This is a genomic window from Ruegeria sp. BG10 (genome assembly GCF_056538575.1).
In genome coordinates this window covers 138,993-163,522 of the sequence record NZ_JBQFTI010000008.1, presented here as the reverse complement: position 1 = coordinate 163,522, position 24,530 = coordinate 138,993, and the positions used below count along the sequence as shown (strand labels likewise).

At 58.2% G+C, this 24,530-nt stretch carries 25 protein-coding genes; 5 read left to right on the top strand and 20 right to left on the bottom strand.

The window, feature by feature from the left end:
• Positions 1 to 8 precede the first annotated feature (8 nt).
• The 4 genes from xoxF5 to ACR0D8_RS21300 all read right to left on the bottom strand — a co-directional run bounded on the left by xoxF5 (position 9) and on the right by ACR0D8_RS21300 (position 4,303).
• Positions 9 to 1,811, bottom strand: coding sequence for a lanthanide-dependent methanol dehydrogenase XoxF5 (gene xoxF5, locus ACR0D8_RS21315; protein WP_480649545.1), 1,803 nt, complete (start codon positions 1,809 to 1,811; stop codon positions 9 to 11).
• A 132-nt stretch (positions 1,812 to 1,943) separates the two neighbouring features.
• Positions 1,944 to 2,300, bottom strand: coding sequence for a c-type cytochrome (locus ACR0D8_RS21310; protein WP_480649544.1), 357 nt, complete (start codon positions 2,298 to 2,300; stop codon positions 1,944 to 1,946).
• Between the two features lie 55 nt (positions 2,301 to 2,355).
• The gene (gene fghA / locus ACR0D8_RS21305; RefSeq protein WP_480649543.1) at positions 2,356 to 3,189 is read right to left on the bottom strand and encodes an S-formylglutathione hydrolase; all 834 of its coding nucleotides are present in this window, start codon (positions 3,187 to 3,189) and stop codon (positions 2,356 to 2,358) included.
• Position 3,190: 1 nt separating this feature from the next.
• Positions 3,191 to 4,303 carry an S-(hydroxymethyl)glutathione dehydrogenase/class III alcohol dehydrogenase gene (locus ACR0D8_RS21300; RefSeq protein ID WP_480649542.1) on the bottom strand — a complete coding sequence of 371 codons (1,113 nt, stop codon included), beginning with the start codon at positions 4,301 to 4,303 and terminating at the stop codon, positions 3,191 to 3,193.
• A gap of 164 nt (positions 4,304 to 4,467) precedes the next feature.
• On the opposite strand from ACR0D8_RS21300, the gene ACR0D8_RS21295 reads away from it, so the two are divergent.
• The gene (locus ACR0D8_RS21295) at positions 4,468 to 5,076 is read left to right on the top strand and encodes a hypothetical protein (RefSeq protein WP_480649541.1); all 609 of its coding nucleotides are present in this window, start codon (positions 4,468 to 4,470) and stop codon (positions 5,074 to 5,076) included.
• A gap of 6 nt (positions 5,077 to 5,082) precedes the next feature.
• Here the strand turns inward: ACR0D8_RS21295 and ACR0D8_RS21290 are convergent, their stop codons facing one another.
• A complete protein-coding gene (locus ACR0D8_RS21290) occupies positions 5,083 to 6,114 on the bottom strand; it encodes a quinoprotein relay system zinc metallohydrolase 2 (RefSeq protein WP_480649540.1) in 1,032 nt (343 codons plus the stop codon).
• Between the two features lie 122 nt (positions 6,115 to 6,236).
• On the opposite strand from ACR0D8_RS21290, the gene ACR0D8_RS21285 reads away from it, so the two are divergent.
• Positions 6,237 to 7,049, top strand: a complete 813-nt coding sequence (locus ACR0D8_RS21285) for a quinoprotein dehydrogenase-associated SoxYZ-like carrier (protein WP_480649539.1) — start codon at positions 6,237 to 6,239, stop codon at positions 7,047 to 7,049.
• 18 nt (positions 7,050 to 7,067) lie between these two features.
• On the opposite strand, the gene ACR0D8_RS21280 is transcribed toward ACR0D8_RS21285, so the two are convergent.
• From ACR0D8_RS21280 to ACR0D8_RS21220, 13 genes are all read right to left on the bottom strand, one after another.
• Positions 7,068 to 7,433, bottom strand: a complete 366-nt coding sequence (locus ACR0D8_RS21280) for a hypothetical protein (RefSeq protein WP_480649538.1) — start codon at positions 7,431 to 7,433, stop codon at positions 7,068 to 7,070.
• Positions 7,430 to 8,104 carry a hypothetical protein gene (locus tag ACR0D8_RS21275; protein WP_480649537.1) on the bottom strand — a complete coding sequence of 225 codons (675 nt, stop codon included), beginning with the start codon at positions 8,102 to 8,104 and terminating at the stop codon, positions 7,430 to 7,432. The genes ACR0D8_RS21280 and ACR0D8_RS21275 overlap by 4 nt, the downstream gene beginning before the upstream one ends.
• Before the next feature lie 47 nt (positions 8,105 to 8,151).
• The gene (locus ACR0D8_RS21270) at positions 8,152 to 10,407 is read right to left on the bottom strand and encodes a PAS domain-containing hybrid sensor histidine kinase/response regulator (protein WP_480649536.1); all 2,256 of its coding nucleotides are present in this window, start codon (positions 10,405 to 10,407) and stop codon (positions 8,152 to 8,154) included.
• A gap of 2 nt (positions 10,408 to 10,409) precedes the next feature.
• Positions 10,410 to 11,567 (bottom strand): FIST N-terminal domain-containing protein, encoded by a 1,158-nt coding sequence (locus ACR0D8_RS21265; RefSeq protein ID WP_480649535.1) that lies wholly within the window; start codon positions 11,565 to 11,567, stop codon positions 10,410 to 10,412.
• Positions 11,568 to 11,576: 9 nt separating this feature from the next.
• Entirely contained in the window at positions 11,577 to 12,296 is a 720-nt protein-coding gene (locus tag ACR0D8_RS21260) for a response regulator (RefSeq protein ID WP_480649534.1), read from the bottom strand.
• A gap of 109 nt (positions 12,297 to 12,405) precedes the next feature.
• Positions 12,406 to 13,587, bottom strand: coding sequence for a hypothetical protein (locus ACR0D8_RS21255; RefSeq protein WP_480649533.1), 1,182 nt, complete (start codon positions 13,585 to 13,587; stop codon positions 12,406 to 12,408).
• On the bottom strand, positions 13,584 to 14,258 hold the full coding sequence (locus ACR0D8_RS21250) for a hypothetical protein (protein WP_480649532.1): 675 nt from the start codon (positions 14,256 to 14,258) through the stop codon (positions 13,584 to 13,586). Before ACR0D8_RS21250 ends, ACR0D8_RS21255 begins: the two co-directional genes overlap by 4 nt.
• On the bottom strand, positions 14,255 to 15,154 hold the full coding sequence (locus ACR0D8_RS21245) for a VWA domain-containing protein (RefSeq protein ID WP_480649531.1): 900 nt from the start codon (positions 15,152 to 15,154) through the stop codon (positions 14,255 to 14,257). The genes ACR0D8_RS21250 and ACR0D8_RS21245 overlap by 4 nt, the downstream gene beginning before the upstream one ends.
• Positions 15,151 to 16,113, bottom strand: coding sequence for a VWA domain-containing protein (locus ACR0D8_RS21240; protein WP_480649530.1), 963 nt, complete (start codon positions 16,111 to 16,113; stop codon positions 15,151 to 15,153). The genes ACR0D8_RS21245 and ACR0D8_RS21240 overlap by 4 nt, the downstream gene beginning before the upstream one ends.
• The gene (locus tag ACR0D8_RS21235; RefSeq protein WP_480649529.1) at positions 16,106 to 16,468 is read right to left on the bottom strand and encodes a hypothetical protein; all 363 of its coding nucleotides are present in this window, start codon (positions 16,466 to 16,468) and stop codon (positions 16,106 to 16,108) included. Before ACR0D8_RS21235 ends, ACR0D8_RS21240 begins: the two co-directional genes overlap by 8 nt.
• Positions 16,465 to 17,370: a DUF58 domain-containing protein gene (locus tag ACR0D8_RS21230; RefSeq protein ID WP_480649528.1), complete on the bottom strand. Its 906-nt coding sequence runs from the start codon at positions 17,368 to 17,370 to the stop codon at positions 16,465 to 16,467. The genes ACR0D8_RS21235 and ACR0D8_RS21230 overlap by 4 nt, the downstream gene beginning before the upstream one ends.
• Positions 17,367 to 18,323, bottom strand: coding sequence for an AAA family ATPase (locus ACR0D8_RS21225; RefSeq protein ID WP_480649527.1), 957 nt, complete (start codon positions 18,321 to 18,323; stop codon positions 17,367 to 17,369). The genes ACR0D8_RS21230 and ACR0D8_RS21225 overlap by 4 nt, the downstream gene beginning before the upstream one ends.
• An 84-nt stretch (positions 18,324 to 18,407) precedes the next feature.
• The gene (locus tag ACR0D8_RS21220; RefSeq protein ID WP_480649526.1) at positions 18,408 to 19,334 is read right to left on the bottom strand and encodes a hypothetical protein; all 927 of its coding nucleotides are present in this window, start codon (positions 19,332 to 19,334) and stop codon (positions 18,408 to 18,410) included.
• A gap of 208 nt (positions 19,335 to 19,542) precedes the next feature.
• Between ACR0D8_RS21220 and ACR0D8_RS21215 the strand changes: the two genes are divergently transcribed.
• Complete coding sequence (locus tag ACR0D8_RS21215; RefSeq protein WP_480649525.1) at positions 19,543 to 20,598, top strand: tyrosine-type recombinase/integrase; 1,056 nt, start codon at positions 19,543 to 19,545, stop codon at positions 20,596 to 20,598.
• Positions 20,599 to 20,654: 56 nt separating this feature from the next.
• On the opposite strand, the gene ACR0D8_RS21210 is transcribed toward ACR0D8_RS21215, so the two are convergent.
• Entirely contained in the window at positions 20,655 to 20,999 is a 345-nt protein-coding gene (locus ACR0D8_RS21210; RefSeq protein WP_480649524.1) for a type II toxin-antitoxin system RelE/ParE family toxin, read from the bottom strand.
• Entirely contained in the window at positions 20,996 to 21,253 is a 258-nt protein-coding gene (locus ACR0D8_RS21205; protein ID WP_480649523.1) for a type II toxin-antitoxin system ParD family antitoxin, read from the bottom strand. Before ACR0D8_RS21205 ends, ACR0D8_RS21210 begins: the two co-directional genes overlap by 4 nt.
• Positions 21,254 to 22,211: 958 nt before the next feature.
• Here ACR0D8_RS21205 and repA point away from each other — a divergent pair.
• Both repA and repB read left to right on the top strand, forming a co-directional pair.
• Positions 22,212 to 23,393 carry a plasmid partitioning protein RepA gene (gene repA / locus ACR0D8_RS21200; RefSeq protein WP_480649522.1) on the top strand — a complete coding sequence of 394 codons (1,182 nt, stop codon included), beginning with the start codon at positions 22,212 to 22,214 and terminating at the stop codon, positions 23,391 to 23,393.
• A 1-nt stretch (position 23,394) separates the two neighbouring features.
• A complete protein-coding gene (gene repB / locus ACR0D8_RS21195; protein WP_480649521.1) occupies positions 23,395 to 24,369 on the top strand; it encodes a plasmid partitioning protein RepB in 975 nt (324 codons plus the stop codon).
• The last annotated feature ends 161 nt before the right edge of the window (positions 24,370 to 24,530 follow it).

Here is a 24,530-nt window from a genome sequence, read left to right as displayed (position 1 = left end):
GGTTTTGCTTAGTTCGGCAGAGCGAACACGGTCAGTTGGCCACCCAGCGCGGTATAGTCGCTGAGCGCGGCATAGCCACCCACAGCACCCAGACCGTCATTCGGGTTGGTCAGACCAGCCGCCAGACCGATACCGGCCCAGCCACCAACACCCGACAGGATGCCGATGTACTGCTTGCCGCCCTGTTCATAGGTCATCACGTTACCGATGATACCCGACGGTGTCTTGAACTTGTAAAGTTCCTCACCGGTTTCGGCATGAACGGCCTTCAGATACCCTTCGAGCGTACCGTAGAACACGACGTCACCAGCAGTTGCCAGAGCACCGGACCAGACCGAGAACTGCTCGGGCAGCGACCACTTGATCTCACCGTTGATGTTGTCCCACGCGATGAAGTTGCCCATGCCACCGTGGCTGTCGGGGGCCGGATACATCGCCAGAGTCGCACCCACATAGGGCTGACCCGCTGTGTAGGAGACACGGAAGGGTTCATAATCCATGCAGACGTGGTTTGTCGGCACGTAGAACACTTGGGTCTTCGGCGAATAGGCTGCAGGCTGCTGGTCCTTGGTGCCCAGAGCCGCCGGGCAGATACCGGTCGAGTTCACGTCCTCGCCGTTCTGTTCCGTCGAATATTGAGCAACCACAGCCGGACGACCATAGGTGTCGCTGTTGGGGTCCATGTCGACGCCTGTTGTCCAGTTCACAACCGGGTCATACTTTTCGGCCACCAGCAACTCACCCGTCACGCGGTCCATCGTATAGGCCAGACCGTTGCGGTCGAAATGGGTCAGCAGCTTGCGCTCGGTGCCATCAATGTCCTGTTCCGTCAGGATCATTTCATTGATGCCGTCGTAGTCCCATTCGTCATGCGGCGTCATCTGGTAGAACCAGCGTGCCATACCAGTGTCGATGTCACGCGCCATGATGGTCATCGACCAGCGGTTGTCGCCCGGACGCTGCGCCGGGTTCCATGTCGACGGGTTCCCGGTGCCGTAGTACATCAGGTTCTCGTCCAGATCGACCGAGTACCAGCCCCATGTGGTGCCGCCACCGATCTTCCACTGATCGCCTTCCCAGGTATTGGTGCCCGAGTCCGCGCCAACCGGTTTACCCAGATGGGTGGTCTTTTCCGGATCGGCCAGGATGTCAGAATCCGGTCCCATGGAATAGGCGCGCCAGACCTGCTCGCCCGAGTTCATGTCATAGGCCGTGACCGACCCGCGCACACCGAACTCGCCACCAGAAATGCCGACAATGACCTTGTCCTTGACCGGCAGCACAGTGGCCGTGTTGGTTTCACCAATCGCCGGGTCGCCGTTCTGCACTTCCCAGACCACGTCACCGGATTTGGCGTCCAGCGCGACAACCTTGGTGTCTGCCTGATGCAGGAAGATCTTGCCGTCCGCATAGGCCACACCGCGGTTCACGGTGTCACAGCACATCACCGGAATGACGTCCGGGTCCTGCTTGGGCTCATACTTCCAGACGATCTTGCCCTCGTTGGCCAGATCAAGCGCGTAAACGATATTGGGGAACGGCGTGTGGACATACATCATGTCGCCGATCACCAGCGGCGAACCTTCGTGCCCGCGCAGAACGCCGGTCGAGAATGTCCACGCAACCTGCAGATCACCTACGTTGTCCGCAGTAATCTGATCCAGTTCCGAATAGCGCTGGTTCTTGTAGTCACCCGTCTGGATCGCCCATTGTTTCGGGTTATCCATCTGGGCAATCAGGTCGTCATTGGCATATGCCGTGCTGGCCATGGCAATGGCGATCCCGGAGGTCCAAAGCGATAACTTTTTCATTCAATCTCCTCCCTTGAGTGCAGCGATGCCGCTGCAATGAAACACCTCAGCCAGGTTGGACTACGGTGCCGTAGTTTGCTCACCCGGGCGGCCTCTCCTCTGGCCAAGTTCGGGGGCGAGCGATTTCGCGTCTTACGATCCTTCGTCGGGGAAGGTCGCAAGATAAGCGATGATGTTGACCCGGTCCTCTTCCTTGCGCAGACCGGCAAATGTCATCTTGATGCCCTTGGCATAGTCACGCGGCTTGGTCAGGAACGCGTCCAGCTCCTCGGGCGTCCAGACCAAACCGCCCTCGGACAGTTCGATCAGGGCGGGTGAATAGCCGAAATCCGCGACCGTGGCCGCCTGTCGACCAACAATGCCGTTCAACGCCGGACCGACCTTGTTTTCCGCCCCCTCGCCGACCGCATGGCAGGCCTTGCACTTACGGAACACTTTAGCCCCTGCATCCGGGTCGCCCTCGGCGCTTGCAACAATCGGCACAATCATGAGGCAGGCCGCTGGTATCACTGTTCTGAACACTATTGATCTTTCCTTGCTGTTTTCATTGGCTGAGCCGCTCGGCATGCCATTCCACATGGTCCCGCGCAAAGCTGTTCACGAAGAAGTACGAATGGTCATACCCCTGCTGAATTCTGATCTGTCCGGGCTGGCGACGCTTTGCCATCATGTTGGCCAGAGCTTCAGGCTTGAGCAGGTCAAGGAACTGGTCATCCGCGCCCTGATCGATCAGCAAGTCGCCTTTCCACCCGTATTCTTCCAGAAGAAGCGTTGAATCGTGTTCGGCCCAGGTGTTTTCGTCATCGCCCAGATAACTGCTGAGTTGCTTGCGGCCCCAATCGGATCGGGTCGGATGGGCAATTGGCGCAAAGGCCGACAGCGCTTCGAATTTCTCAGCGTTGCGGATCGCGATCGTCAGCGCGCCGTGCCCCCCCATGGAGTGGCCGGTAATTCCGTGCACGTCCTGAACCGGGAAGTTCCTCAGCACGATGTCGCGCAACTCTTCGACAATGTAGTCATACATCCGGAAATGCGACCGCCATGGATCGCGTGTTGCGTTGACATAAAAGCCAGCCCCCTGCCCAAGATCATAAGCATCGTCGTCAGCAACGTTCTCCCCTCGTGGGGACGTGTCGGGGAAGATCACCGCGACCCCGAAATCCGCTGCGGCTTCCTGGAACCCACCTTTGGTCATAGCGTTTTCGTGGGTGCAGGTCAGTCCGGACAGGTACCACAAAACCGGGACCGGACCCGTTCTGGACTGAGGTGGCAGATAAACCGCAAAGGTCATCTCACAGTCGCAGGTTTCGGACTGGTGGGAGCAAACTGTCTGTTCCCCTCCAAAACTGCGGTTTTGTGAGATGACCTTGAGATCCATGTCAGTACTCCACTACCGCCCGGATCGATTTGCCTTCGTGCATCAGATCAAACCCGTGATTGATCTCTTCAAGCTTCAGCTTGTGGGTAATCATCGGGTCGATCTCGATCTTTCCGTCCATGTACCAGTCGACGATTTTCGGGACATCCGTGCGGCCCTTTGCGCCTCCGAACGCCGTCCCGCGCCACGACCGGCCTGTGACCAGTTGGAACGGGCGGGTCGAGATTTCGGCCCCCGCAGGGGCCACGCCGATGATGATGCTTTCGCCCCATCCTTTATGCGCGCATTCCAGCGCGGTCCGCATCACGCCCACATTGCCTGTTGCGTCAAAGGTGTAATCCGCGCCGCCGCCGGTCAGCTCGACCAGATGGGCAACCAGATCGCCGCTGACTTTCGATGGGTTCACGAAATCGGTCATGCCGAAATGGGTCGCCATTTCAGCCTTGCCGTCATTCAGATCGACGCCAACGATCTGATCCGCACCCGCCATACGCAATCCCTGGATCACGTTCAGCCCAATGCCGCCCAGGCCGAACACAACCCCGCGCGAGCCGATCTCGACCTTGGCAGTGTTGATCACCGCGCCGATGCCGGTGGTGACGCCGCAGCCGATATAGCAAATCTTGTCGAACGGGGCGTCCTTGCGGACCTTGGCCAACGCAATCTCGGGCACCACCGTGTGATTGGCGAAGGTCGAGCAGCCCATGTAGTGATGGATCGGCGTTCCATCCAACATGCTGAACCGCGTGGTGCCATCCGGCAGCAAGCCCGCCCCCTGCGTGGCGCGCACTTTCTGGCAGAGGTTTGTTTTAGGGTTTAGGCAATATTCGCATTCACGACATTCGGGCGTGTAAAGCGGGATCACGTGATCACCAACCTCCAGGCTGGTGACGCCTTCGCCCACTTCAAGAACAACACCCGCGCCCTCATGACCCAGGATGGCCGGAAAGATGCCTTCGGGATCGTCACCGGACCGGGTGAATTCGTCCGTATGGCAAAGCCCTGTTGCCTTGACCTCGATCAGAACTTCGCCCGCCTTGGGGCCAGCAAGCTCAACCTCCATAATCTCCAAAGGCTGACCTGCCGCCAAAGCAACTGCCGCGCGCGTTCTCATATGTGTCTGTCCTCCCTTGCACCGGAATCATTCAGACACCGCGTGCTTGGTTTGAGTATGACGGCTGGCATGTCACTCAAACAATTAAGACAATGGTGTGTATTGGGTTTGGTGGACTCAGCGCGCAGGCTTCGGGCATAGTGTCCGGGGGAAGGAGACCTGCGATGTTGAACAAGCAGACCATAGCGGCCCTGGCCTTGATCAGTTTGGCGGGCCCCGGTTTTGCGGCGGATTTTTCCGACCCGACCTGGCCCTGCATTCAACGCAAGGTCGAAAACCTGTCACTGGGCCTGATGTGGCCGCATCAGATTGACGACGCGGCAACCGACCTGCAGCCCGAGATCGACGAAATGGCAGGCCTTCTGGCGCTGCGCCGCATCGAACTGGAAGAGCTTCAACCCAGCGTCGCAGCCTTCGCAGCACGCCACAACGGTGATACGGATGTGCTGGGCCGGGTCTTTCAGCGAGTGTTCGACACGCTGTCCAAACGGCGTGCCCGTATTATCGGCGGCATCGGAGAGTTTTCGCTGAAACAGATTGATCTGGCAGACAAGATCGACCTGGCCCGCGCCGATATGGATCAGGCCCTGACCGCCGATCCCCCGGATTATGACAGGGTCGATGCGCTGGAAGAGCAGTTGGATTGGGATCAGTTGATCTATTCCGACCGCCAGCGCTCGATCACCTATCTGTGCGAAACCCCGCAGATCATCGAGCGCCGCCTGTTCGCCATTTCGCAGATGCTGCAACAACTCGCGTCGGATCAGGGCTGAGCGGGCTTATTCCCATTCAAGCTCGGTAAAGGCGACGGTCGCGTTGCGGGGGTTATAGGCCTCGAACAACTCCCATTTTCCGGCCTCGCCCTGCGCGATGGTTTCCACGGCGTCGCCAAGCCGCTGGCCGCTGTCAATTGCCGCCCGCGTGTCGATTTCCAGCACGTCCAGATACCGTTGCATATCTTCCCCGCCCTCGGGCCATGCCAGCACCGGACCGCCATGCCCCGGCACAATCCGGGTGACCTCCATATCTGACATCTCATTCAACACACGCCGCCAGCCGACCAGCCGACCATCCAGTGCTGGCGTGTGCATGTGGAAAACCAGATCACCAGTGAACAGAATGCCCGTGTCCCGATCCAAAACGGTCAGATCGTTGCTGGTATGCGCAGACGGCCAGGCGCGCAGGGCCAACCTGCGGTTGCCCAAATCAATCTCGTCATCCCCGCTGACCGGCAAATCGACCACTACCAGATCAGCCCCAAGGTATTCCGTGTGGCCGATCAGGCCGCTCAGGCTTTCGACATAGTTGGCTTGCCTGTCCAGCAGCGCCCTTTCCAGCCCCGAATGGGCTACCACTTGCGCGCCCGATCGCGCCAGGGGCGCGGTTCCAAGGACGTGATCCGGGTGCATATGGGTCAAAATTACGTGACTGACGGGTTTATCCGTTCGCTGCCGAATGGCGCGCCAGATGGCTTCTCCCATCCATGGGGCGGTGCCGGTGTCCACCACTGCGACACTGTCCTCACCGATAACAAACCCGATATTAGACACGTCCCCACGATTGTCGGCGTTCGGCTCTTCGATCCGGCCGCGATGGACAAACAGACCGGGCGCGATCTCGTCAAATTCCAGCGAAATGCCAACGGGTTGGCAAAAGGCGTCCGCAGTCTGTTCGGGATCGTCAAATGGGGGGTCTACGGCCAGCATTTGCTCGCACGCTTCCTGAGATGTGGCCTCGTATCCCGGCAAAAGCTGATTTCGGCACAGCCCGTCTGACGCTTCCAGACACAACATGAAAACGGCTTCAAACATCGCAATCCTCCGCCTGGAACTTTGGCATAACTCGCCGTGGAAGCCACACAGCCTTTTGTCGGCGTATTTTTTATTGGGATTTTATGGCATATTTTGCGCCACCGGTTACCGGAGGAGACAACATGGCCAGACTCATCGGACCCTCAATGGTCCTTTCACTTGCACTGTCGCTGCCTGTTTGGGCAGACCAATCCGCCAAGAATCCGCTGGTCGAAAGCGAGACCTGGCAGGATTTGCGCTACGATGTTGTCGGTGATGCCGAGCTTGGCAGTGCAGAAACGTTTTTGTCCGTGGACGCGCCCTACCGCGCCCATGATGCGGCGACGGTTCCAATCCTGTTGAAGCAGCTTGATCCAAACGTGCAAGTCAAATCCGCGACCGTCGTGATTGACGAAAACCCGGCCCCGATTGCTGGCGTTTTCACCTTTTCCCCGGCCATGGGGGAACTTGATTTCGAAATGCGGGTGCGCGTCGACCAGTACTCGAACATCCGCGTGATTGCCGAGACGCAAGAGGGGCTGCATATGGCGGGCCGCTTTGTAAAAGCGTCTGGTGGATGTTCCGCCCCGGCCAGCCGCGACCCCGAGGTGGCGTTGGCGTCGATGGGTAAGATGAAGCTCCGCAGCTTTGGGGAACAGGCGCAAATCTCGACCCCGCGCCGCGAAGCCCAGATCATGATCCGGCATCCGAACTATTCAGGGCTGCAGCGGGATCAGATCACCCAGCTGTTTATCCCGGCGCATTTCATTGACCATCTTGAGGTCTGGCAAGGCGACGAATTGCTGTTCACCATGGAAGGCGGTATTTCCATTTCAGAAAACCCGGCCTTCCGTTTTGCGTATAACGACAACGGAACAACCACGCTGACGGTCAAAGCAACCGATACCGAAGGCAACAGTTTCCAAGCCGACCTTCCGAAATCAACGTCCAGTTAATCAGCGCGCTGTTCGGGTTCAGAAACAGACTACTTCAGCTTCGGCCTGTGCCCTGCGCAGGTCGGCCACCATCGTTTCCGCCATGACCGCGCTTTTGAAAAACGCCATACGCTCGCCGCCAACCCGGCGCATCGACAAGACCGTTTCGGCCTGTTCATATCTTTCATAGGGCAGAATCGACGCAATCAAATCAATCGAACACGAACAACGGTCCAGCATTTCGCGGGACTGACCATTCGTGACCATACAGGCGAACACGTAATCGGCCCGCGCAGCAGTAGGATAGTCGTTCAACCGCTCCGCAATGCTTTGCGCCCCGGATACGGATGGGATCGCTGCGCAGAGCGCAACGGCAAAAGCTGCCAGCCGGGCCGTTGTGGTCATTGCCGCCCCTCCTGCACCTCTTCGAACTGCATTTCCGACCGGTAAACCGCGTTGCTGCCGTCTGCGGGTTCGGTCTCGGCGACAAGTCGCAGATACCACCCCGGCACTTCCTCTGAAACAGTGACGCTGAGAACCAGATCCCCAAACCCCTGCATCCGATCCCTGTTCGGGTCTTCTGCAAAGGGGCGCATTCGAATGGTCTGCACAGTCACGGTTTTGCCGTCGACAATAGCCTCGCCCTCAACCATTTCGGCGGGTTGCACCAATGCGTCCTTGACCCGGTTGCGAATGTAGAACGGGCTTCCACCGGCGGATTCCGCCATATCGCGGATGGTGCTTTCATAGAACACCATGATCATCGGGTTGCCGACACTGGCCGGAAAGACACCCATCGCACGGTGTTTTTCATCCTGACGGAACTCCAACTGTGCCATCTCTGTCCCGTCCTCGGTGAAGCTAAGCGCGATGTCCCCGGTATCGCGCGCGGCGGCTTCGGGTTTCAGCCGGTTTGTCACAGTGCGCTGGTAAACAAGTTCCTTGTCCCGATCAATCGTATCCAGAACACCCCCTTGAAACAGAAGATCATAAGCCTGCTCCGCCTCAACCGGTGCCGCATGGGCCGGATTGAAGCTTAGGCCGACCATCGCCAGGCCGAATAAAATCATCCTCATGAGTCAATCTCCTCCCACAGTTGAGAGTATGGCCTTCAGCGGTCGTGTCATTGCCGACTTTTGTCGGTGTCCAGCGCTTGGGCCGCCACGCTGCGCTGGATTTTCCAGATTATCAATGGCCGCAATCGCGACAGTTTCACCGGTTTCGTCATAACAGAAATCTCATGCCGCAGACCGGCTTTGCGCACCGCTTCGCTGCGATCCGCAGTAATCAGAATGGCCGGAACGCGCGTTTGGGTCATTTCGCGGATCTGACGGATCGCATCCACTCCGGTGTCTCCGTCATCAAGCTGGTAATCCGCCAGTATGATGTCCGGCGGCATCCCGATATCGGTCACAAACCGAATGGCCTCTTGCGGGGATCCGGCGGGCAGGACGCTGGCGCCATTCTGTTCCAGCCACTGCGTTGTGCCAAAAAGAACATCGCGATCATTCTCGATGACAAGCGCGATGTAATCCAGCGGAACGTCCCCGGTATTTGGCAGCAAATCAAGGGGCTCGCTTGTGCCGCGCTCCGACTCGACCCGGTCCATTTCGATGCTGAACACGGAACCGACGCCCGGCTTAGACCGCACGGATAATTTGTGCCCCAACAGGCGGCAGGCACGGTCGACCACGGAAAGCCCCAGCCCCATGCCCGAGCCCAAAGGTACGTTGTCCGCCCGGGCGAATTCCTCGAACACGCGCGCCTGATCTTTTCGCGCGATGCCTATTCCGGTGTCCCACACCTGCAGCACGATTTTGTCACCACGGTTGCGGCACCCCACCAGAACCCTGCCGCCGGGTTCTGTGTACTGAATGGCATTTACGACCAAGTTCTGGATCGACCGCAGCAAATAAACCGGATCAGAATGCACAAAGCCCGAACATGTAACCACGTCCAGCCGGATGTTCTTGTTCTCGGCCACCAGTGACTGATCGCCCTGAATACCGGCAATGACCGAAGCCAGACTGACGTTGGTCGGCGAAACCGTGTCCGGATCAGCCGTTTCCAGCCGCGAGATATCGAGCAGCGAGTGCAGCAGTTGCTCAGCTGATCCAAAGGCGCCATCCAGACGCTCGACCATCTCGTAAAGCTCGGTGTTGCGTGAAATCTCGGTCAGGGTCGAAATCATCAGCTTGGCGGCATTGATCGGCTGCAGAAGGTCATGGCTGGCGGCCGCCAGAAAACGGGTCTTGGACGACACCGCAGCCTCGGCGCGTTCTTTGGCGATCCGCAGCGCCTCTTCTACGTTGGCCTTTTCCTCATATTCGCGGGTCAGTTTTTCATTGGCGCGGGTCAGTTCAGCGGTGCGTTCCATGACGCGGTTTTCCAGCGTCTCTGTCGCGCGCGCCTCAAGTGTCACGTCCTTGAGTTCGACCAGAAACCCGCCATCCGGCAACTGGTTGGCCTGAATGTCTAGAACCCGGTCCGCCCCGTCGCGCACGCGTTTGCGCAGCCAGCCCCGGCTGTTCAGCTCAAGCTGCCATTTTGCGATCTTCAGTTGATCATCGGCTCTGATCAGCCCGCGCGCGCGCAACAAATCCAAAAGTGTCTGTACCGGCACATTGCCCTGCAGCAACGATCTGGGCACATTCAGAAGGTCCCTAAACCGCGCGTTGTGCATCATGATGTCGCCATCCGCGGAAAATGTGCACACGCCCGAACTCATGTTCTGAAAAACCGCCTGAAGATAGTCCTCCTGCCGGTCGATGAGGGTTTCTTTTTCGTCGCGATTTCGGCGCACAACCGACGTGATGTCGGTCAGCAGAATGACCACATTCTCGGGTGAGGTATATTGCGCGCTCAGCTTGTACCAGCGGTCGCCGCGCAGTTCGATCACCTCGCTCGATACCATCCCGGAATGGGAATTTCGCTCCAGCGTATCCATCATGTTCGACACGCCCCGGTCCGAGGAAACAAACTGCCCGCTGTCCTTCACCAGCGAAAAGAACCGCCTCAGGCGAAGTCCCGGCCTGACAAGTTCGGACACATCTAGAAACACAGCCTGAAACAGCTCGTTACACAAGTTCAACTCACCATCGGTGAACAGGGCAAATCCTTCCTCCATCGAAGACAGGGCTTTGACCAGTGTTTTTCGCGTCTGTTCACGCTCGTACCGGGCGCTTTCCAGTTCGGTGGTTGCACGTTCCAGATCCCGGCTTTGCTCGACCACACGTTGCTGAAGCTCGATTGCGGACTGAAAGGCGCGGAATGCGGATGGGCCCACATCCTTCTGGCGATTGGCGCGGCGCATCAGCGCATCGATGATTTTCGCCTGTTTGACGACCTGAAGTTCCAGCGGATCGTCGGGGTTCAGCATGGTCAACTCAGTTCACGTTTCTCGGGTTTGAAAAAGGCCACACCCACGAAGGTCTGATTCATATGTACGCCTGACTGTTGCTCTCCATAGGTGTTGAAACCAACCACCCGACGGGTTTGCAACACGTCCGAGACCTGTTTGCCCAGTTGTTTTTGTTCGATTTCCAGCTTGCGCAGGACGCAATCGAAACCAAGGATGAAATCCGGAGCGTTTCCCGCGTTGTCGCGAATGTCCAACCCGGCTTCCAGCGTCTTGATGATCTCTTTGCCGCGTCCCAGGGTCATGATAAGGCCATCGTCAATCGCCGCCAGAAATGACAGGGCTTGCGTATCCGTCGCCTCGCGTATGGCGCGGACATAGTAGTTTAGGTCCTGCCGCAGCAAAAGCGGGTTTTCGGCGAAAACCAGCGGCGACAGATCCGAGGCCGCACATCCGACCAGCCGGGCATATTCCTGCGCCGCAGGCGCGCCGTTTATCTCATAGACCATGCGCTCGTCCGGGTCGGCGTCGGTAATAATGATCTCGGATCCGATGGGCAGGAAGTGATCAAACCCAATGCCCTGGAATCTCAGGTTGGTTTCAATCAGCAGCAAGACTGCGGCATTGCTGTAGGCCCTGCCGCTGTGCAGAACAAACGTCTCTTCATATTGCAGACCGTCGCCTGCCGATCCGCCAAAAATCGGCAGGCCATCCAGAACGGCCTCGAGCGTCGAGACCAGCAGGTCCTCCTGTTTCGACAGCCCGTCTGAAAACACCAGCGCCAGCCTGTTCCAGCCTGCGGTGTGCCGGAAACGCTCGGCCTGGCGTTGTGCAACAGCGGCGATTTCCGTGGAATTCAGCGGTCTGAGTCCTTCGAACAGGATGGACGAGCAGCGGAAGTTCGATTTTGGAAAGGACAGCAGAAGCAGAGCGTCGGATTCATACCCAAGCTCGGTGATCTGCCCGGCAGTGGTGCACCCAAAAACCGGCACGCCGGACAGTTTGCGGTTCAGGCCGCGCGATACCTCTAACGGGTCCAGCCTGTTTGGAATGAATGCCAGCACAAAGCAGGATTTCTGGCTGTCGATATCCGCACATGCCTGTTCGACGGCGGCATGTGGGTCCGAGGCAAGCGACCTGCCAATCGCTATGAAGTTTGGTCCCAGCTTCAGATCCCGCATTTGCCATCCTCAGTGTTGCAGAAAGGATTTGACCTCCGGCTCATGCCGTGTTTGCCGGGCCATGACAGAGTCGACCAGAACAGCGGCCTGCGTTCGGTTGCGAACCCCCAGACGGCGCAGCAATGCGGTGATATGCGCTTTGACGGTGGCTTCGGCCAAAGTCAGTTCATATGCGATCTGCTTGTTCGACATTCCCACGCAGATAAGCTTGAGAATGCGCACCTGTTGCGGTGTCAGCGTCGAAAGCTCGGGGCTTGACTGATACACCGTGTTTTCCGGCGATTTCGGTTCTTCCGCATGGCTGTACTCTGCCGGAATATACCTGCGCCCTGCGACCACTTCCTGAATGGCGAATTTCAGCTTCTGAGCCGAAGTGTCCTTGGGCAGAAACCCCATGGCGCCATAGTCGAGCAGAGACCGGACAAGCTCACCCGACGCAAGCGCCGAGATCACCAGAACCGGAGTCGAGGGCCACCGGTCGCGCAACTGCTGGAACCCCGAAATACCGGTTACATCGGGCAGCTTCAGGTCGAACATGATCAGGTCAGCTTTGAAACCGCCGCCGAGCACTTCGAACGTCTGTTTCAGCGTGCTTGCTTTTTTGATACAGCAGTCGTCGAAACTTAGCTGCAATGCTGCAGCCAGCGCATCGCTGAAAAGCGGATGATCATCCACAATCAAAACGTTGGACACCTGGTCCACCGCTTTGGGGTACCCCACCGTATGCATTATTTCTCCTCTGCTGGGAAAGGTACAGCAAATCGGGATCAGTTCAACTGTTTCAGGATGAAACCGGAAAAAATGCGCCAATAAACAGAACCTTGCCGTTCATGAAGGGTCAGTTGCGCAGGAATTTCCCGGCAAACCGTCGCAAATTGGGTGCCGGAGATTTTGGATCGAAACAGCATCGGTCAAAGTCCTGCAACTGCGCAACGCGCGCCGGTGATGGCCCATCGCGTCGCAAGATTGAAGCCGCGGCCTGACGCACACCACGGGCACTTCCGTTTCTGGCACACGCTCTGAGATCCCGCGCCAGAGGATCAAAGGCCGCAAAACGCTGCAACGCCTGGATACCGGTCAGCTTGCGACCCGACATGCCCAACCCCACAGCGGCTGCGAAAACGATTACAGCCAGCACAAACGCCGGCCAGCCTGGTAACCTTGCGGCGGTGGGAATAGGTGGGGATGCCTTGGCGATTTCACTGTTTGCGACGGCCCCATAGGCCACCCGCTGCGCCGAGATTGTGACCTCGCGCGCCTCGCGCGCGATGGTGTCAAAGTAACTGAGTTGCAGGGGCTCCACGATGCCCGACGTGTCATTGCCGGGCCGAATGGTCCAGCGCCAGAATGCATAGGTCACCGGACCTTCCGGTGTCAATTCCACCAACCGTTTTTCCGGATGGGCAAAGATCATCGCGGAAGGTGAGCGCAGATCGGGCATCGGGGGAACCATCTCGGGCGTCGCCCCCAGCGCCTCAATCCGGATCACACGCAGAACGCCCTCACCCGGCGACAGCTGATCCGGTGCGTTCGACCACTGGTCCGAGATTTGCAGGTCACGCACGGGAAACCACCAGTCCGCCGAGGCCGGTGCTTCGGCGACCTCGATGGTCAGCGGTTCGGACTGGATGTTATGCTCGAACCAGTCGTCACTTTCATCGGTCAGCGTCAGGTTATGGGTGAACCGGTCAATAGTCAGTTCCCCGGACCTGACCGGGTAGACCGCCATGCGCCGGGTGAAAACCTTGAAGTTCCGCCCGCTGATCCTTTCCTCAGTCCAGTGATCCGGCCCAAGCTGCGCCCAGCTGAAACCATCGAAATCCGGCTGTATCAGCTTTTCCCGCGTAATATGACGCCGATACACACCCCGAATGGTGATCAGGATCATTTCGCGTGTAAACGGCACAACGCTGCTGTCCTCGACCGTCACCTCAATCGACAGTTCCGACGGCAAGACGGTTTTAGATTGCGCCAGGACCTGCAAAGGGAAAAACAGCCAAGCAAGAGCCAACCACTTCATTGCGGGTCCTCCGGTTCCGGCGGTGAAAGCCCCAGTTTTTCGCGGCGTTTGTGTTCCTGCGCGATCCGGGCGGCCATGAATTCCCCCGGCACGTCGGACAACTGGTTGAGCCATCGTTCATCCGCCACCATGAATTTGTCGTCAAAAATACGCCGCACCCCTAGACGCCCGCGACTGTCCAGTTCCGCCAGCCCGAGCATCGTGTTGGAATTGGTGACCTCGCTGCCCGTGCCCGCCGCACGCGCATCACCGCGCGCTATAAAGCTGTCGGCCTGAGGCCCGGTTTTTCGCTCGGGGAACAGGCCAAGCGCTTCGGGATCGATCTGCAGACCTGCATAAAAGGCGGCGACAACATCGAAATTGGCCTGCGCGTCCGCGTCACCCGTCACAATCGCCTGATCATAAGCCTCTAGCGCGGCGGCAATACGACCGCCATGAACCTGAGCATTCCCGAGGTTGTACAGCGACCCCGCATTCTCAAACGCCTGCGCTGCTTCGTCGAATTGGCCCGCCCGGTATAGGGCCACACCCTGCCAATCCGGGTCTTCAAACAGCCGGGCGGCAATCGTATTCATCCCAAGCGCCAAAGCGATCCGGCCAAACGGGGCTGCACCCCCCAGTGCAATCGCAAAGGCAATCAGGGCAACACTGAAGACCGCGAGCCACTTCATGCCCGCTCCCTCCGGAACAGCAGCAGCATCGGGAACAGAGCGAGGAACAGCAGATATCGCCCAAGATCGTGCCAGAAGAGCACCGGGAAATCCGACTTCTCAAGCCGCGTCGTGGCGTCTTCGGACAACCACCCCCCCAAATCATCGGTCTGATCCAATGTGAAAACCGCGCCGCTGCCGACGCTGGCATGGGTCTGGATCTGCGCAGAGGGCGCGTCCAGCGAAACCACGGACACTCTGACACCGCGATCAGCCAGCGCGGCGGCGGCCTGCAGCGAAGCCACCCCCAGACCTTCGCCATCGGTGAACAGAACGACATCACCGGCCAGAATCCCGGCCTCATCCATCCGTCGCGCAGCCAATGCCAGTGCGCGCTCGGGACGCGAGCCCTTGTCCGGTACGGTATCGACATCAATCAGAGAAAAGGTCTGGCCCAATTGCCGGTGATCGGTTGTCATGTCAGTCGCGACATAGGCGTCGCCCGCAAACACGATGATCCCGCCGGGCCGTGACCCCAGCGCACTGACACCAAATCGCCCCATGGTCAGCATTTGCGGCCAGCGCTCGCTGTCGGACACACTTGCCGACGCATCGACCAGAAACAAAACCCCATCCAAATTTCGATAGGTCTCGGCACCCCGCCGTTCGATCGCCGGACCGGTCAGGGCAATCACGCAGAGCCCGGCGACCGAGAGCTGCGCAATCCGCGTCAGGGGCATGGACGCCCCTTCGATCCGGCCAATTGCCGCCATCGCCTGCATCAATGCGGCGTCAGCGACCTTGTCCCACGTACCAAATCCACGGGCGTTTGACAGCACCCAGCAGGCCAGGCCTGCAACAACCGGAACAGCCAGCATCCAATAGGGTCTGAGCAGGCTGAAATCCGTTTCCATCATCCCGAATGCCTCCACGCTGCCAAAAGCGCCAGGGCTGCGGCCAGCGCGGCGGGCCAGGTCCAGTGGTCGCGATAGACCTCGGCGGTCAGACCCGCACTGTCATTGGCTTCCAGACGATCCAGCGCCTGTGTGACCTCGATCAGATCATCGGTGGTTTTGACGCGGAAGCTTTCACCGCCCGACACCTGCGCAATGGCGCGCAGGGTTGCGGCGTCGACCACGCCGCGCTCACCGATCTTTGCGCTTTCCAGATCTTTCGGCCCCAGGGCAATGGTGTGGACGCGCACCCCCATCCCGGCGGCCAGTTCCGCAACCCCGCGCGGATTGGTGGCACCGGCATTGTTCACCCCGTCCGACAGCAGAATGACGACCCGGGACGCCGCCTGACTGTCTGCCAGCCGTTTCAACGCCAATCCAAGACCGTCTGAGATATTCGTTGCGCGGCCCGAAATGCCGATGCTGGCGTCTTCGATCCGCTTGGCCACCGCTTCGGTATCGAAGGTGAACGGGGTGGCGAAATAGGCCTCGGACCCAAAGACAATCAGCGCGACCCGGTCCCCTGCCCGGCGTCGGGCGAAATCGGCACCCACGGTCGTGACGGCCTCGAGCCGTGTGATCTGGCGGTCGTCCAGATAGAAATCGTCTCGCACCATTGATCCGGACAGATCCAGAACAATCGCAAGATCACGGCCCGAGACTTTCAGCGCGCTCACCGGCGTCAGTTCACGCGGGCCGGATAGCCCAAAAATCAGCAGGATCCAGATGGCCCACAACACCGCCTGATCTGCGAACCTGCGCCTGCCGGGATCACCGCCAGCGCTTGCGGCGTCAAGCATCGCGCCGATGCGCTCGGGAACCGGGAAACCGCCATCCAGCATGGGCTGTGAGTTGAGAACGCGTGCGATCAGCAGCGGGGCAGGCAGAAGAAGCAACACCCAGGGATCGGCAAGCTCAAACACAACGCGCCACCTCATCTTTCAGGGTCGCAAGACTTGGCCCGCCGTCCAGGCGATAGAGACCTTTTGAGAGTTCCGAATACCGTTGCGGGTTCTGCTCGCGAAGCTGGTGCAGCAGCGCCACCCTGAGCCGGTCATCCGACCAGCCTGTAACGTCTTCAACCTCGCGGCCTGCCCGGGTCGCGGGCCGCCGAGTGCTTAACACCCGCAACACAAACACGACGCAGATGGCAGTAAGGGTCGACAGGCCGATGACCACCGCATAGTCCGCCCAAACGCCACCTGCGGCTTCGGCAGGTAAACGTATGTCCCGCAGGCTGGCCAGCATTGTGCTGTCCGACATCATCGTTTCGCTCATGCGGCAAACCTTTCCGAAAACGCAAGCGCAATGCGTTGACCGGTCTCTTCCACCGGATCGCTTGCGTTCAGAACAAGCGCCTGATGGGTGCCGATGTTCTGATACAGCAGATCACCCCCGGTTTCGGTTCCGGTCAGATAGACGCGTTTCTGTCGCCCGTCGGGCAGGCGCATGGGATACCAGCCGCGCGGCATGTCATGGGTCTTGCTTTCGGTGATCAGAATAAGCCGCAGGCTGCGCCGATGGGCGATCCGGTCCAGCCGATCCGCCAAAGCGGCAACCGGCGTATCAAAGCCCGAGGCGATAATGACCTCTGACCCTGATCGTGTCAGGCGTTCCACACCTTCCAGCGCCTGTTCCAGTGATCGCGCGTCATCCCGACCGATTTGTAGCGCTGTCAGGCTGCGCCCATGGGCCTGCACCAGTCCGCCGATCACATCCAGCATGCCGCGGGTTCTGCCGCGCGGCGGAATGATGACCGGCGCCCCGGCCGTAATGGCCAACAGACCAACGCGCCCGCCGCTTTCAATCAGGTGCCAGCCGATCAGAACCAGCGCCTCGGCGGCGGCAACAGATAGAAAGGCCCGTCGCAACCCCCAGAACATCGGCGCCCGAAAATCGGCCACCAGCAGTGAGACCCGGTCGCGTTCTTCCTGAAACTGGCGCACATGCAGCCGCCCGGTGCGCGCGGTTGTGCCCCGGTCCAGATGGCGGATGTCGTCACCGGCCACGTATTCCCGCGCATCAGCCACCTCAACGCCCTGCCCGCGCTTTCGTGTCAGGAACCCTCCGGGCAAGGCAACCACAGGTGGATCGGCCTGGGTCGTCAAAGCCACGCGCCGCAATGCGATCAACGCGTCCGAGGTCAAAGTCACACCGGCATGAGACAGAACGGCGGTCACAACGGTTCGACCGTGTTCAGAATATCCGCAACCAATCCGCGCGGCTTGCGACCATCCGCGACCGCGCGCCAGGTCAGAACCATCCGATGGGCCAGCGCGTCAGGGGCCACTGCCGCCACGTCCTCGGGCAAGGCAAAGTCACGGCCGCGCAGATAGGCGCGCGCCCGTGCCGCCGACGCCAGCGCCAGCGAGCCGCGCGGCGAGACCGCATGTTCTATGCGTTCGGCCAGTGGCCCCTGGCGTGTTGCGGATACAAGGCGCACGATGTAGTCGCGCAATTCCGGGGCCACGTGCACCGCGCGCGCCTCGGCCCGCGCGGCCCGCAATTCCTTAAGCGTCATGCGCTGCACGCCGGGCGGGCCGTCCTGCGTTTCGGAGATGACCAGATCAAGTATCTGCCGCTCGGTCTCCACATCCGGATGCGACAGGACCACATGCAGCAGGAACCTGTCCAACTGCGCCTCGGGCAAGGGAAAAGTCCCATCATGTTCGATCGGGTTCTGGGTGGCTATGACCAGAAACGGATCGGGCAAAGCGTGGGTCTCATTCCCGACGGTCACCTGATGTTCTGCCATCGACTCCAGCAAAGCGGACTGGACCTTGGGCGGGGCCCGGTTGATCTCATCGACCAGCACCAGAGTGTGAAAAACCGGCCCGGGAACAAATTCGAACCGGCCCTTCTGCGGCTGATAGACCGGTGTCCCGGTCACGTCGGATGGCATCAGGTCGGGAGTGCATTGTATGCGGGCAAAGCTGCCTTCGACAGCTTTCGCCAACCATTTGACCGCGCGGGTCTTGGCCAGACCGGGTGCGCCCTCGACCAGCAGGTGGCCCCCTTCGAGCAGCGCGATCAGCAGGCTTTCGACCAGATGCTCGTGCCCGACAAGCCCTTGCGACAGATAACGCGACACCCCCGCAATCGCGCGCGGCGGGTTTTCTGGCCGAGTGTCCATATGACCTCCCCTGGGTTCCGATGGTACGGGACCCGAATACAGGCTAACCGGAGTCCCATGCCCCGCAAAATACACCCGATGGTATTACCTTGAAACCTGAACCGCGCGGGTGCAGCCCTCATCGAACAGCGACGCAAACTGCGGGTCCGTCAGCGTTTCATCGGTTTGCGCCCAAAGGTGATCATACTCGTCGTCGATATAGTCGATGAAACCCGGGTCAATGGTCTGATCTACCGGCGACTGGGCAACCGCGTGCAGCATGAACACGTCAAAGGCACATAGCCCGCCAGGGTTGGAATTCAGCAGTGCTCGCATGAAAGCGTGCGAGTTCCACGGAAATCGGTGCAGGTTCACCGGCGTTTCTTGCAGCTTCGACAAAAACCCGGCTGTCCTGTCGCTCAGCAAAATGTCCATTCCGAACGTGTAAGTCTGGAAAAGCTCTTCCAGCAGGATCGATTTGTGAAACGCCGCCTCCAACAAGTCGGGCCGGCCATGCGCCGGTTGCTTGACCACAAGATGTGTCCCTTGTCCGCGACGGCCAAAGAAGGTTTGCGCCATCGCCGGCGATGTCACCAAATATCTGCGCCCGGAAGGCAGGCCAAGCTGATGGGTTTCACTGAGCCAGTCCAGATCCGAAGACAGTTCCTGTTCCGGGGGGTATCCCGAGTAAAGGCGCAGCACCACGGTCCGCCCAGTGCCGCAATTGCTGGCGGACCGCCCCGCATAACGCATCGGCGTTGGATGGCCATAGCTGTGCTTCAGCAGGTCCCGAAAGGTGTTCAGTACCGCTAGCGTCAGCGGATGCGGCCGTTCCCCAACCAGGCACAGAGAGGCTCCGGCAAGGTTCCGGCCATTGATATGCACCGGAATGGCCATGTCGCGGCCCAGCATCGTGGCCCGAAGCTCGTACCCCCAGCCGCGCCGGGCAAGCTCAAGATAATCCTGTTTCTCGGCATGAAGCTCCCCAGCGAAAACCAGGATCGCTGCGATCTGAAGGATTAAACGCCGCACGCTGTACCTCTGAATTTTTATTCAGCGTAACCGGAGTTCTGCATATATCCAAGTGTGCCGGATATGCGAGCCGGTGCGCCCGCAGTGCGCATTAAGTGGTGTTTTTGCATACTACCTTTCAGGTTTCATTAAGACCTTATTATCCTCGATAAGTATCGCTTATCAGTTGTGTTTGATCTCCACCCTATTTTGGCGCAGAATGGGGCTTATGAAGCTACCTGCGCCATACCTTCCCGCTGCCTCCGCCGCCCTGTCGCAAGCGGACCAAGACGCGCTGACCGACCTTTACGTGCGTGGGACACCTACGAACACGCTCAGGGCTTATGAGCGCGACCTGCTCTACATCACCGCCTGGAAATCAGCACGGTTTGGCGCAGTGCTTGACTGGCCGGAAGCCGAGGCCATCGCCCTCGCCTTCATCCTTGATCACGCGCGGGATCTAAGCGACGCAACAGAAGACGACATCGCGCGTCAAACGGCAGAAGTGCTCATCAGACAAGGGCTGCGTAGGTCACTGACCTGCCCGGCGCCGTCGACCCTGGACCGGCGCATTGCGTCCTGGCTGGCCTTTCATCGGATGAAGAACCTCACCTCACCTTTTGACACCCCGCAAGTCAAACAGGCTCGGTCCAAAGCCCGCCGTGCAGCTGCCCGCCCCCCTGCCCCGAAATCGCAGCATCCGATCACTCGTGAGGTTCTCGAGCAGCTGCTGGCCACCTGCAGGGGAAGCCGACGGGATTGCCGCGACCGGGCAATCCTGATGCTGGGCTGGGCGTCGGGGGGTCGGCGGCGGTCCGAAATCACCGGGCTGATGCGCGAGGATGTCTCGCTGAAGGAATTTGAGAAAAAAGATCGTGTTTGGATTTCCCTGCTGGAAACCAAAACAACCGCCAAGGGCGACACCCCGTGGCTGGTACTGAAGGGACGCGCCGCCCAGGCACTGATGCATTGGATCGAGGTTGGCGAGATCACCAACGGGCCGTTGTTCCGGCCCATTTCCAAGGCAGATCGCGTTTTGAAACGCCGCCTCAGCCCGGATGCGATTTATCAGATCATAAAACACCGGCTGAGGCTGGCCGGATTGCCAGAAGACTTTGCCTCGCCGCACGGGTTGCGCTCGGGCTTTCTCACCCAGGCCGCACTTGACGGCGCCCCGATCCAGGCCGCCATGCGCCTCTCCCTGCACCGCTCTATGGCCCAGGCGCAGAAATACTACGATGACGTGGACATCGCCGAAAACCCGGCGGCGGACCTGTTGGGGTGAGTATTTACAGAGTGATCAAAGAAATCCCAGCCTGACAGATACACTGGCTTTCGCAGCTATGTCTTGCCCCCTGCCGCATCCGTTAACGTGGCCAGTGCGGAAACATGTCGCGGCAGATCACAACGGGAATGCAGGATATCGACTATGATCACACTTTCCGGCTGGTCCAGGTAGACGAGGAAATGCTCCCCTGCCCGCACATATCTGATATCTACCGACTCCTCGACCAATTGAGAACAGCTGCGGCTGGCCACCCTACCCTCGGCGATGGCCTGGCAGCGCGCTATCAGTTCTTGTTCATAAAGATCGGCTTGATGCGGTCCAAACTTGTCGATGGTCCATCGGGCAATTTCCACCAGGCTGGCTTCGGCGCGGCGTGTCAGTCGAAAGGGTCTGGTCACGCTTTGGTTCGTGTCCTTGCAAAGGCACGACGGATCGCATCCGAACCGCTGCCCTCTGCTAGATCTCCAGCCTGAGCCTGGGCCACACCCTCCTGCAGGCCATGTTTGAGAGATACCAGCCCCGCTTCTTCCCGCTCCAGAAGACGAAGGCCCGCACGCAACGCCTCACTAGCGTTCTGATAGCGACCGGATGCAACCAGATTCTGCACCAATTGATCCTGCGATTCTGTAAGTACGACATTGCGGGTTACCATGGCTTAAGCCTCCTCTTTGGCAATATATGCCAACGAGACTGTCGGTTCAACAATTGAGGACATAGCCCAAGTAGTTTAATCGGGCTGGTCTCATTTCTGAGTAGTACTTTGGTAAAATGGTTTCTCTTGATTGGGAATAAGATGAGTTTTGTTCCACCGCGCCTCCAAGGATGGACGAACGTGTTTTGAAACGGTGCCTCAATCCGGATGCGATTCATCAGGTTACACGTATCAATCCATGGACTGCGGTCAGAGTTTCACCCAGTTGCCTCTGAAGGTCCTTGATCCAAACCGCCATGCGATTGTCACCGCACCGCTCCATGGCACAAGGGCAGAAACACCATGACGACTACTGTATCGCCAAAGGCCGAGCGAACGCCTTAAAAAGGGGGGGAAGAAGCATTGGTTCAATTGATCTGCAGCATCAGTTTTTGTACTGCCACGGCATAATACCTCAAAGACCAACTCCAGCGAAAACAGAACCACATCGGTATCTCGTTGGCGCAGAGAACCTGTTCTTCGAACGCCATCCGTCCTACCCTATCACGTCAATAAAATAGTCGACGGTTATCAGGAATATCCGCGCATTCAGTTTTGGAGCGACGCGAAGCACTGCTTTCGATTAGTTGCTTTTCTGAAGAGTAGGTAAGATTTGAGCGCTTTGCTGGACTTGCAACCAGGCTTTGCTGGGCTCAATGAAGCAACAACGCACCGGAGGTCAAGCTCCTTCAAAATACCGGCCCGGAATCTGAATTCTAATTGGCTCTATGCAACCTCTAAGCGCTTCTCACGCGCTCAACAGAGACGTGAGTTAACAGCTGTTAACTTCAGAACGCTTGTGCAGGTCTCGCAGCGACCCACAAGTTATTGATTTTTCTCTTGACATGAATCGGAATACGAGTGCCTAAATGTACTCAAGTTGCGCAACCAAACAAAAATGAGCAGGAAAACTGCAACTATGCTACAGACCACACCCATTGCTGCGACGACGCAGTCTCACGTTACACGTGAAATTTCTGATCGTCTACAAGTTGCACTGACGACCCACTTAACTCAGGCCTATTCTCCAGAGTTGTCAAAGACCCTTCGCCTCTTCAGTGCGACAGAGGTGGCCGACTTATTTGGCACAACCGGACAATACTTGCGAAAAGGCCATGCTGAGGGCTCTCTTCCAGAGCCGGAAGTGAACAAGAACGGCCGACGTTTTTATTCCGGAGCCGAAATCAAAACGATGCGTCAGATTCTTGAAGGCAGCTCGAGAAAACCCGGCAAATACCTCCCCGGCCGTCGTGACAACGACCGGCTTCAAGTCATTCAACTCATGAACTTCAAGGGTGGTAGTGCAAAGTCCACCTCGGCCATTCACCTATGTCACTATCTTGCGCTTCAAGGTTATCGCGTTCTGGCTATCGACCTTGACCCACAAGGCAGCCTGACTGGGTTCTGCGGAATACAGCCTGAGATCGAGTTCGAGGGAAATTCAATCTACGATGCTTTGCGCTACGAGGATCCGGTCCCAATGTCCGAGTGTATTCGTGCCACCTACTTCCCTGGTTTGGATCTTTCCCCTGCCCAGTTGATCCTGTCAGAATTTGAAACGGAAACCGCTGTCTACGCCCGAAAAGGTGTCCCCTTTTATAATCGGCTCGCCAATGCAATCGAGACGGTAGAGACAGACTATGATGTGATCATTGTCGATAGCCCACCGTCTTTGGGCTTTCTAACGCTGGCGGGGTTATTCGCGGCAACGTCTGTAATTGTGCCGCTAACACCGAGCATGCTGGACGTAGCCTCCACACAGCAGTTTCTTGAAATGACTTCGGCGTATCTTGAAGAATTTGAGAACTCTGGGATTCCGATCGTCCACGACAATTTCCGGTTTCTCATTACACGGGACGACCCCTCAGATACTCCGTCTCAGCAAATTGTCAGCCTGATGCGAGCGTTGTTTCAGGATCGAGTGATCGGTGCAACTGCGCTACGAAGTACTGCCATTGCTGATGCCGCGATGCTGAAAATGACAATGTACGAAGTTGTTCGATCAGAAATGACGCGGTCGACCTATGACCGCGCCAGATCAAGCATGGATGCCGTTGGGCACGAAGTTTCAAACATGATTCAAACCGCGTGGGGCCGTTGAAATGGCACTTAAACAAAACAAAACCAGCATGGCTGCAGCGATTGCTGCAGCAGCCGGAAATCCGCCAATTCCACCTACAAAGACGGAACGCGCCAATGCGGCGCTTCCACGCGGTACGATTGCATCGGTCCGTGTTGGAGCCGGGGGCATCCAAGATATCGATACCTCACTCATTTTGCCCTGGGGCCCAAAAGATAGGCTTGGAATCGAGTTAACACCTGTTAACTCTGATGCCGAAACGAATGTCGATTCAGCAGTTCTGGAACTTGCTGAAAGTATCAAGGACGCAGGAGGCCAACAGGTTCCCGTCCTGTTACGCCCTTCCGAAGAAGTCGACGGTCACTTCGAGGTTATCTACGGTCGTCGTCGCATCTTAGCTTGTCAGTATCTAAACCAGCCTGTTCGCGCGCTGGTTAGGACACTTGATGATAAGGAAGCGCTTCAGGCAAAAGGCCTTGAGAACTCTTCCCGGGTTGACCTGAGTTATTACGAGAGAGCCCGGTTCGCACGCGAAATTCTAAACCAGGGATATGACCGCTCGGAAGCGATTACAGCGCTGGCAATTTCCAAGAACACGCTGTCACAGTTGGAGCGAGTCACAAACGATATTCCGGACGATCTCGGGGATATGATTGGCCCGGCACCGAAATCCGGACGACCTAAGTGGACAGCACTCGCCGATGCCTTGCGGAAAGGGGTGATAACAGCGGACAAGGCTAAGAAGCTCTTGGAGACGCTCAGCGTTGCTAATTCAGACGATCGGTTAAACGGGCTTCTAAGCAATTTGAAACCCAAGAAAGAAGCACAAGAAGTCCGACCGGCGCCCGACGTTGTTATCAAGACAAGCAATTCGGCGGTGAACATGACGATCAAAAGGGCAGGGGACAATGAAGCCTACACCCGTTGGCTTTCGGACAACCTTGGACAGATCATTCAAGATTCCTACGAGCGTTTCAAAAAAAGCGCCGAGGAGTGAGCGAGTTAACATCTGTTAACTCTACATGAGGCAACGAGCAAAAAGGAGAAAAGCAAAAAGAAACCCCCGAAACCTGAGGCTCCGAGGGCTGAGAACCAACTAGTGGTTATAGATTAGACACCTAAACCCTAACAGTCCGCGAATCACGACACAATAAAAAA